At 52.5% G+C, this 10,786-nt stretch carries 5 protein-coding genes; all 5 read right to left on the bottom strand.

Going from position 1 to position 10,786, the window contains the following annotated elements:
• Positions 1–74 precede the first annotated feature (74 nt).
• A complete protein-coding gene (locus IBX50_RS13475) occupies positions 75–2,222 on the bottom strand; it encodes a ShlB/FhaC/HecB family hemolysin secretion/activation protein (protein WP_292256636.1) in 2,148 nt (715 codons plus the stop codon).
• Complete coding sequence (locus tag IBX50_RS13470) at positions 2,212–7,854, bottom strand: filamentous hemagglutinin N-terminal domain-containing protein (protein WP_292256634.1); 5,643 nt, start codon at positions 7,852–7,854, stop codon at positions 2,212–2,214. The genes IBX50_RS13475 and IBX50_RS13470 overlap by 11 nt, the downstream gene beginning before the upstream one ends.
• A gap of 152 nt (positions 7,855–8,006) precedes the next feature.
• Positions 8,007–8,687, bottom strand: coding sequence for a response regulator transcription factor (locus tag IBX50_RS13465; RefSeq protein WP_292256633.1), 681 nt, complete (start codon positions 8,685–8,687; stop codon positions 8,007–8,009).
• The gene (locus IBX50_RS13460) at positions 8,684–10,621 is read right to left on the bottom strand and encodes a sensor histidine kinase (protein WP_292256631.1); all 1,938 of its coding nucleotides are present in this window, start codon (positions 10,619–10,621) and stop codon (positions 8,684–8,686) included. The genes IBX50_RS13465 and IBX50_RS13460 overlap by 4 nt, the downstream gene beginning before the upstream one ends.
• A gap of 32 nt (positions 10,622–10,653) precedes the next feature.
• A complete protein-coding gene (locus IBX50_RS13455; RefSeq protein ID WP_366930727.1) occupies positions 10,654–10,776 on the bottom strand; it encodes a hypothetical protein in 123 nt (40 codons plus the stop codon).
• Positions 10,777–10,786: the final 10 nt, after the last annotated feature.

Raw genomic sequence — 10,786 nt, 5'->3', positions numbered from 1 at the left:
GAAGCAGTATGGCAGGAACTCAAACGCCTGGCCGAGGTTCACCGGGATTTGCTGTTGGGTGAACCCGAACCACATCAATAACGCGCCAGAATTCGCTCGGAGACGATCAACCAGCCAGCATAAGGGTTATGTTCCAATACCAGCTCCTTACGCACACGGCTGGAATAGCGATTGGATTCATAACCTTGGTCAAATGTTGCAATCGCCCGCTGATCACCTTCAAACACCACTACCAGGCTCTTCAATTCCAGCTCGATAAAATCAGGTTGTGACAGGCGCACATAACGTTGCCTTTCCCATCGAGCAGGATCCAAACCATCAGCAGAGCGAAAGGTCTCTGCATAAAGGATCAGATAACCAGCGGGGTCACGGTCACGCCAGGCATTGGCCCAGGCATCCAGTGAAAACAACACACCCGCCAGAAGAACAGCCTGCTGATCCATATCTGGCCGGCCAGCATCCTCCACCTCTATCGCAGCAACTGCAGGAGTTGAGACAACCTCAGGCAATAACGGCCGCTCCGTCATACGCTCCTGCCAGGGCGTCACAGGTGCTGCAAACTGGTAAGTGGTCGAAAACCAGAAGTGGAGGTTGCGGTCCTTGCCCTCAGCCTCTGCCTCTTCGCCGCTGATACGCCAGGCCAGTGAGGTATCAAAGCTCCAGCGCCCCTGACTGAAACGCACACCCGGACCGGCACCAGACAAATGACGACTCGGATCACCGGAACTGACTGTAGGACTCGCATTCACACGCACACCGCCAGCATCAACAAACAGGTAGGGTGTCCATTGCTCCGTCAGGCTGTAACGCAGCTCCGACTGAACGAACCAACCCAGATCACCGGCCGCTTCACCCGAGGGGTAAGCACGCACAGCGTTGGCACCGCCCAGGGAGAAGCCTTCCGAGGAGTCCAGATTACCACTGGTCCATTGACTGGCCAGACGTCCAAACAGGGTATAACGCTCATCAATACGCTGCAGTCTGGTCAACTCCAGGCTCACCTTGTGAAACAAACCAGCAGTATTCAGTGAGTCCGCATCAGCAGCATCCAGTGTCAGATGGCCAGGTGTCCAACTCAGACTGCCATAAAACAGGCCACCCCCACCCCAGGCATCACGGCGATCAAACTGTAACGTCAGTGGCAAGGCATGGCTGCTTTTTTCGTCGTTTCCCAGCGAGGGGATATAAGTGTCCAGCGCCTTGTACTGATAACCACCCGACAACAGCAAGTTGGATTGCTGACTGCGATGCAGTGGATAAGTCACTGTCACCCCAAACACATCAGCCTGACCACGGATGCCGCTGGAAGCCAGCTCACGCCCCAGCTCATAATCTGTTCGCGCTGCACTGACCTGGCCACGCAAACCGGATACACCCAGCGGCCTTGACCAACTCAGACGACCCAGCCACATGCCCTCTTCGGTGTACATGCCTCGCAAGGCCAGCTCATCACCCATCACCAACAGACGATTGGCGCGTATCTCTGCATGAGTTCGCCAGTTACCGGTATAACGGTTACCATGGTTATCCAGCCCCAGCTCGAGATGATACCGAGGCTCATCCAGCGCCCTCACTACCAGATCACCTTCACCACGCTGCTGCCCCGGTCGCATGATTGGAGCCACACGACTGCCCGGCAGATCACTCATCAACAGTATGGATCGTTCCATCTGTGCTGCATCAATCAGTTCGCCCGGCTGCAGCGGCGCAAGATAGGGTGTTAAACCTTCCACCTGTTCCGGATCACCTTCTACCTTGACTTGCCCATAACGCCCTTCCAGCACACGGATCTGCAATACACCACCATCAGCCACTTCCTGAGGCGGCAAATAAGCACGTGCAAAGGGGTAGCCCTGACGACGGTAATGCTCACTGATCCGATTCGCCAGGGACTGCAAACCAGCCAGATCCAGAGACTGCCCCAAGGCATCCGCCAACAGAACCAGCAGCTCCTCATCACTGAAACGCGTGTTACCTGAAAAAGCCACACCACCGAGTAACAGCTGATCACCACCCGGCGGCAACTCGGTCAGGGGTGCCGCTTCAATAGCCAGGCCGGTATCATGCTCTGGCAGAGGAGCCACCACCGGTGCAGGCAACTGCTGCAATACACGGCCGGTATCCGGTGTCGTCTGTGCCTGTGCAATACCTGCTGCCAGCAAGGTCAAAGGGAAAAAGCTGACAACCAGCGGTTTGATGCAAGCATTCAACTTATTCATCATCACCGCCTTCTGCTGCATTCACACCACCATCAACCAGAAAAATGCGCTGCTGACCAGGCTGACGTGCCTGAGCCAGTAAAATACGATCCAGATCTGCACTGCTGATTTCTTCAGCAACCAGCTCGCGAGTATTCACCTCCACCACTTCCATGGTGCCGACGCGTTGATCCGCCACGCGGCGAATACCAGTTGGCATTTCACCACCACGTTGAGTGGCCAGCATCACAGCCTGATCCAGACCTGAGCCATCTGGATTTAACTGAAGACGCTGATCAGAGGAAAGGATGCCAGCAGGCTGGTTCACCTGACTGACCAGCGTACGTGTGGTTTCAAGCGGTTGCGTTGGCACTTCAACGGCTGATGCTTCTGGTTCAGAGGGTGTTGCTTCTGGTTCAGAAGGTGGTAATGGCGGCGGTGTCACCGGTGGAGCTGCAGTAATCTGCAAAGTGCCATCTGCAAAAGCAACAGCATATCCCAGACCATTGCTCAAACCGCCTGGCGTCAAGACATAACTGCCTTCTTCTATAGCTCCCTGGCTGTCACCCGAATACACCAGCGCACCCGTCAGAACCGACTCAGCATCACCATTAACCAACCCAGTTATATCAACACCATTGCCGCCTGAATAAGGAGTTGCATCTGTGATTTTGTTGTCATCACGGGCTGTGACAGTAACTGTCGGCTGTTCACGGTAAATGGCATAAAGGCCCGAGCTGCCCAAGGCTGTAGTGTACTGAGTCGTTGTAGCATTACTGTTATAGCGGAAATTGCCCGAACCAGAACCCACCAGATCCGTGACACCACTGCTGCCAGCTACGCTACCGGTATAAAGCACAGCGCGTCCGCCAGCACCGGTGGTGATCTTGCCAATCTGATGGATGGTATTACCGCCGCTGGCTGTTCCAGCTGCAACACCCCGCCCTGCATTCAGGATAATGGCGTCGGCTGCCGAAGAACCAGACGCAAGGTTGCCATTAATGGTCAGGTTACCGGTTTGAGTCGCAATATCCATTTTACCGCTAGTAGAGATATGGCCTAACTCAAGTGCGCCACTGTTCGTGAAACTCACACTCCCCGTATGGGCGGTCAATACATTGACGTTGTTTTGCGTGTTCTGCAGCGTGTAGTTCACACCTGAACCCAACAGGTTCAGCCTGTTGGCCGTGACGGCTCCTTCAAAGTTGATAAAAGTGTTGGAATCGAGCGTGATATCACCTGTGAAGGCATGGGTACCATCAAAACCGATGCTGCTGGTAGTGTTGCCAGGGTGGACATTGATCCCAGCCACAAGTGGGTTGGTCGAGGTACCTGTCAGGGTGATGTGACCACTTTGCGAAACAATCCGCTCTGTGCCATCGCTCCCAAAAAAGAAGATGCCACCATAATGACCGTCATGAACAGCGTTTGCAGCGCCCGTAACGTGAATATCACCACTGACTGACTCAATCGATACCAACGTATTGGGTTGATTGAAGGAATAAAGTCCAACACCGGCACCGTGGTTTCCTGTCGTTCCGGACGAGACACCGTTAATGGTGATATCACCCGTAGTCGATCGCATTGCAAGGGTGTTACCACTGACTAACGTACCCAACAGTACACCATATCGCCAGCCACCACCTGCACTGTTATTGCTGATACCAGAAACATTGATATCGCCAGTAGCTGAATCCAGCAGGCTCGATTCAATGTAAATGCCACTGCGCTGATTGACACTTTTACCCTTGAGAGCAATATCTCCACCTTGTGTATTGATGTTGCTTCTATCAATGGAGATACCATTCACCAACCCGGAAACGTTTAGTCCGGTGTGCGTTGTGCCCGCCATGGCATAACCATCACCTACTGTCAGCCCGTTCCAGGTAATAGAGCCAGAACCACCACCCATCCAGAGATGGCCACCATTGGTGGTGATGGAGGAGCCATCCATCAGATAAATCGAACCTGCCCCCGAACCATCCGCATCGGCCCAGAAAACCAGTGAGGCATCTTCACCTGAAGCACCGGTCAGGCTGGAGCTGGCATTCATGGTGATATCACCAGCGGTTTTTAATGTCAGGTTGTCACGATAGGTGGTCGAACCGCCAACCGTGATATTACCGGCTGTCTCACTACCAATAATGATATTGGAGAAGCCGTTAACAAAGTTGGTATCAAGATAGCTGGATGCCAACTGCAAGCTCCCCGCTGCACCACCGATACCAATGCCCGTGGACGTGCTCAGTGGTTTAACCACCAGATGTCCTGTCGAGGCAAGTCTTTGATTGCTGGATATAGTGAGGGTATCAGCGATGATTGTTATATCACCACCTTCTGTACTTTGGATCAGGTTGTTTACATTTCCTGAGTTTAGATTCACGCCCTCCGAGCTTCCATGCAAACCTGCCGTACCCTGCAGGGTAATTTCACCGCTTGCGGTGGTCAGCTTACCTCCGTCGAGCCTGATACCATCATTATCAGTGTTTGCTGTAATGCTGGCATTACCTCCACCTGCACCAATCAGGGTGATATTTCCTGCACCACTTGCAGTTAAATGTGAGTTTGCATCCATGCGAATGCCATGATTTTGACCGCCATTAGACCCCGCACTTTGTCCACCACCTTGACCTTCAATATGGATATCACCTGTTGCATTCATGGTGGTATTTTCGATACCTACCCCCCAGTTACCACGATTGGTATCCCCTGCTGTCGCAGCGTTTGACGAGCCGATACCATGAATGGTGATGTTATTGGCGGTGATGGTATTACCACCATTAAAGCGTGCACCCACCCCAAAACGATAGGTTGTCTGAAAACTCTTGCCCGACATGTATAGATCGCCACTTCCGGCATTCAGCGTGGCTCCAATCACATTGATGCCCGCATAGGTATCATTAACGGCGGGATCAGCAATGGATGTATTCAGATTGGCAGCATAGGAGTTTCCAACTGTCAGTCCATTCCAGCTCGTACTGCCAGCACCACCACCCATCCAGAGATGACCATTTCGGGTTAAAATAGCTGACCCCGTATCAAACAAGATCCCGCCGCTGTCATTACCGTCACTATCCGACCATAGCACCAGATTCAGCTGCCCGCCGGATGAGGTTACAGCTCTGCCAGGAGCAAACACCACATCCCGCTGTGCTTTCAGCGTCAACGTTGCCTCACCCAAAACGGATACACTATTGAAATTTTGATTCAGTGTTAAGTCTATTGCTGACTCAAACACTAAGTTTCGATTCAGCATCAACGCATCACTGCCCTGAGCTTTAAGGAAAGGGGTCGCATAACCTTCAAGCATGACCCAGTTAGACCCAAAGTCGCTGAAGCCATAACTTGAAGCGTTAGTCTCATTGCTCGTTATTTGTGTTCCGCCAGCACTTGTGGATAAACCATTAACCCAATAGCTAGTTACAACATTAGAGCCATCACCTTGAGCATTTTTTCCGATCAGACCACCTTTAGGGTCGCCTGTGCCTGTCGTGGTAACGATTCCGCTTGCATAGCTATTGGTGACAGTGGCATCAGTATTACGTATCTCTCCTACAAGGCCACCGACACCAGTAACTTGACTGCCTCCTGCCGTATTGTTCAATTGAGCTGCCACATCCCCTTTGGCATATGAATTTGAAATGCTACTACCGTTTCGCAATGCCCCTACAAGGCCGCCGACATTTCCTTGATTACCCAATGTTTTAACATTACCCAAAGCAAAGGAGTTTTCAATTTTTGTTGATGAGGTCGCATCACCCACTAGGCCGCCGACATTTCTTCCATTTGCAGTAACTTCAACATCGGTACTACTGAGGTGAATCGTGCCGCCGACCTGATAACCAACCAAACCACCGGCATCTGCAGCCGCATCGGCCGCCCTTGTAGACGTTACTGCTCCGCTGGCGTGTACATTATTAACGCTAGTATTAGTGGCATTACCAACAAGTGCCCCCACGCCACCACCTGAATTGGTAACATTTACACCCACCAACCGCAGGTTGGACAGGGCCGCCCCATTGGTATTACCAAACAGCCCCGCACCCGATGCATTGTGGTTCACAACCAAGTCATGAATCTGGTTACCCAGGCCATCAAAACGCCCGGTAAAGGTTCCTATCGGTGTCCAGCTACCAGAGAAATCAAGATTCCCACCCAATACATAGTGACCATTCAAACCACTGCTCATGCTTGCCACTTCTGACTGGTTACGCAAGATGGTGTAATTTTGACCATTAATGGCAAGGGTATTTGCAAAAGCTTCAGACAGGTCGACACGTCCATGCACGATCAAATGGCTGTTGTTATTACCGTAGGTCGGACTGGCAGCATTGCCATTCCAGCCATGATTCAGAGCAAGCTCAGCTGAACCAGTTGCAGTGAGCGTGGCGTTGATCAAAATATCGCCATGTGCGGTTAGGGTCAGCTTATTCTCAGCCCACTGTACATCGGCATCCACATTGATATTACCTCGCTCGGAACCTGCTGCTACGGTCTGAATTTCAACAGAAGTCGTTGCAAGGTTGTTTTGCAGTGTTGTTGCACCTATGCCAGAAGCACTCTGAATACCATCCCCCTTGCTGATGGTGAAATCCGTCGGATCAATCAACCAGGTACCTGCCTGCCCCTGATCAGTGAGAGTGGTTATTTGCACGTCTGCAGCTATTTGTACTTTCGCAGCACTGGTCTCGATAAACCCGCCATCGCCGCCATTGGGTGCGCTGGCATCCAGGCGACCGGCCACATCAATTCGGTCATGGTCCATGCCGCCCAGGAGCTTGATGGTGCCCGTGCCGTGATCCCGGCTGAGGGTTCGTGCTTCAGTGGTACCGGTGTGATTGATCACGGTGCGGGTCAGTTCTCCAGCTGCCTGAGCAGTCAGCAGAACTGTACCGCTATCAGCGCGAATGGCACCGCCCTGTTCAATCAGGGCATCAATGGCAGCCTCTTCAATTTCCAGCTTGACCGGGCCTCCCAGATCCAGGAGTACCCTTCGACCAGCACCCAACAACACACTACCCTGACTGGCAGTAATGCTGCCTGTGTTTTCAATGCTTGCAGCAATCAGCGCAACATAACCGCCTTCGTCTACTTGAATCTGTCCCTGATTAATTATTGCTGCATTGCTATCACCTTCAAACCGGTAACGACCGGCAGCAAAATCTTCATTGCTGATGTTGAGGGTGGAGGCAACCAATCCACCCACATTAATCTGTGCCGTGGTGGAAAAAACCACACCGTTTGGATTGATCAGAAATACCTGGCCATTGGCATTTAATGCACCCTGGATACTGGATACATCAGAACCAATGACCCGATTCAGTGCTACAGCATCTCGCCCTGGTTGATTGAATGTAACGCTATTGCCTTTTCCGATGGAAAAACTCTGCCAATCGATGGCCATTTTATTGCTGGACTGATCAATCACCATATGACCGGATTGCTGGTTGATCTGCCCCTGACCCAGAGTGACCTGTCCACCCGATGGCAGGCTATTGGCAAATAACTGGCTACTCACCAGTAACAAACTACCTGCAGCCAAGAGAGTGTGCCCCGAACGTCTGATTTTCTGTCGTGTTCGACTGCTGCTCAGCTCACTGGCTACCTGCCACATCCCTTTGGATGCATTCCAGACAAGACGAAAAATGGTGTTCATGGTGTTCTCCCCACAACAATGTGGTAGCTGGCAGGTGCAACACCTGCGGCCAGAAAAGTGCTTTGGGGAGATATGTTAAGCAGTTACAAATAGACAAGTCCTGAAGTAAAACTGAACAAAAAATGGATACAGTGCTTTTTTATGGTTTTTGTTCAGTTTTTATCCAACAAAATGCGATACCCAACACCTGACTGGGTAATGATAGGATTGTTATCTTTATTGCAGCCCATTTTGCGGCGCAGGCGATAGATCAGTGAGGTGATCGTTTCCAGACTATTCACACCCGCTTCGCGCTCCAGCTGGCGAAACAATTCATCACGAGGCACCAGTGAGCCACCGGCAGCCACCAGCAGCTTCAACAGGGTAAACTCCGCTTTGGTCAGGTGCTCCTGACGCCCATCATGATGCGTCATACAAAAACTCTCGGCATTCAGTGTCCAGCCCGTGAAACAGGATGTCTGAGTAGCAGTATTACGGCGCAGGGTATTACGCACCCGCAGCTCCAGTTCTCTGGCGCTGAAAGGTTTGACAATGTAGTCATCGGCACCCAGCTCCAGCCCCCGAATGCGGCTGGGTTCATCGATGCGGGCTGATACGATGAACACGGGAACATCACTTTGTCGGCGCAATTCAGCCAGCAGTTCCAGGCCGTCAGCATCGGGCAGGTTCAGATCCAGCAAAATCAGGTCAAACCGGTGTGCGGCCCACTGCTGACGAAAGGTTTCGCCACTTTCAGCCACGCTGACCTGATGCCCGTAGACCTGTAAATACTCTCGGATCAGTTCACGCAGGTGAAAATCATCTTCCACCACCAGCAGGTGTGTTGCAGTCATGCTTCGCTCCGTTTTTTGTACTGTTCCGGCCCCACATCCGGCAATTCAACAATAAAACAACTGCCTTGCCCTGGCTCACTCTCCAAAAGTAGCTGTCCGCCATGCAGACGTGCAATGCGCTCGGCAACATGCAGCCCCATACCCAAACCAGACTCGGTCACTTCGGCACCGCGCTGGAACTTGCCGAAAATACGCTGTTGATCTGCCACCGGAATGCCTAGGCCGTTATCCCAGACCATCAGGCGATAAAGACCCGGCAAGGCCTGACCATCAATTCTCAGGGTTCTACCCGGTGGGTTGTGCCGCAAGGCATTGTCGAGCAATTGCAGCAGCAGGGTTTCCAGCAGCTGCGGATCACCGGCCAGACTGCCGCTGATGTCCTGCTCAACCTGGGTCTGGCGTTGCTGAATCAGGGGTTTCAGCTGGCTCAAAACCTTCTGCACCAGGGGGCGACATTCAATCTGCGCCACATCACGGCGCCATTGCAGACGTTCAAAGTTCTCCAGTTGCAGCGCCTTGTCGACCAGTTGTGTGAGTTTATCCAGCGACTGGCGCTGGTGCTCCAGGCTTCTGGACAATAGTTCAGGGTTATTGCCACCCGTGACACTCAACAGTTCATTGGCTGACTGGATGGCTGCCAGCGGTGTACGAAACTCATGGGCCACACGCCGCAGGAATTGCTGTTGGTCCAAACCCGCTTGCTGCTCTTCTTCCAGCGCCCGGTTCAAAGCCTCATCACGAGCCTTTTCATAAGCCCGCTTGGCAGCATACACACGATCATTTACTGTCAGTTGCATCAACAGCATGTGCACCAGGCTACCGGCAATCGATAAGGCATTGTTCCAGAACTTCAGCTCGATCAGTCCCAGCAGCCCAAAAATGGTCACCAGTGCAGCCAGCATCAGCGGGCCAAACGCCAGCAAGTAAAAACGGGCTGCCCGATTGCCGCGCACCGCCAGCCAGATGGCCAGCAACAGGTTAAACATCACCTGCAACATAAACACCTGCCACAACCAGGGCTTCAACCAGGCGTCCCATCCTCCAGCAATGGCCATCAAACCCAGGAACAACAGCACACCATGAAACACCCAGAGCCATCGATCCAGTCGGGAATAATGCCGCTGCAGCTGCACCAGATCACGCAGTAACCACCAGGTCAGCAGAATCAACAGACTGTGCAACAAACTGATCCAGGGCTCTGCACGTAGCGGCTGATCCCAGGCCAGTAAAAAGTGGGCAATGCCTTCAGTCATTGAAAGAAACAGGGCCAAAGCCATCAGGTAGGCAGCATAAATGCCATAAATGCGTTCCCTCATCACCACTGACTGCATCGCATTAATCAGCGCCAACAACAGGGCCGCCACCAGAAAACCACCCATCATGAGCATTTCACGTCCAAGGTGACGGGTCATGGCTTCCGGTTCCCAGATACGCAGGCTGGCTGCCAGGTTACTGGTGGTCTGAATCTGCAGGTACCAGGTACGCGTCTCACCGGCGTCCAGACGCAACTCAAACACTGAAGTACGATGCTGCACACTGCGATGAGCCCAGCGGCTATTGTCACCTTGAATTTCAACTCGCCACTGCTTATTCCCTGCTGGCTGATAAAGAATCACATGATCCAGATGTGCAGGACGAACCTCCAGCCAACCTTCATAGGTTCGGTCGTAGTGGTTGGTCAGTGTGAATTTTAACCAGGCGGTACCGGGCTGATACCCCAGGTTCAGATCACCGTCCAGAGGGATAAATGCCTGCTCTTTGGCCAGCAAGTCATTCAGTGTCAAGCGGTTATCAGCATCATAAAAAAACAACAACTGGCCTGCCAGGTCTTGTACAGGGCGCATCAGGGTTTGTGCTTGCAATAGAGTGCTGAACAGCAGCAATACCAGCAGCAGTGTTTTGGGTATCAGTTTCGAAGCCGAAGGTCTATTCATTGATGCTTCTCCATGCAAGTCACCACAGCGGGTCACTGACAACCCACCACTTCCGGTTCACGTTCCAGCAATACACCAAAACGCGCCTGCACACTGGTCACAATTTCATCCGCCAGTGCCAGCAGTTGTTCTGCATCACCCCCGCCGTGATGCACCAGCACCAGT

It is taken from the genome of Marinospirillum sp. (assembly GCF_014859565.1).
The sequence above is the reverse complement of the archived record's forward strand: the minus strand, read 5'-3'. Positions and strand labels throughout refer to the sequence as shown.

Bases quoted from the DNA above. Each gene is read 5' to 3' on its own strand.
- IBX50_RS13475 (WP_292256636.1), bottom strand. From the start codon at position 2,222: ATGATGAATAAGTTGAATGCTTGCATCAAACCGCTGGTTGTCAGCTTT.
- IBX50_RS13470 (WP_292256634.1), bottom strand. From the start codon at position 7,854: ATGAACACCATTTTTCGTCTTGTCTGGAATGCATCCAAAGGGATGTGG.
- IBX50_RS13465 (WP_292256633.1), bottom strand. From the start codon at position 8,687: ATGACTGCAACACACCTGCTGGTGGTGGAAGATGATTTTCACCTGCGT.
- IBX50_RS13460 (WP_292256631.1), bottom strand. From the start codon at position 10,621: ATGAATAGACCTTCGGCTTCGAAACTGATACCCAAAACACTGCTGCTG.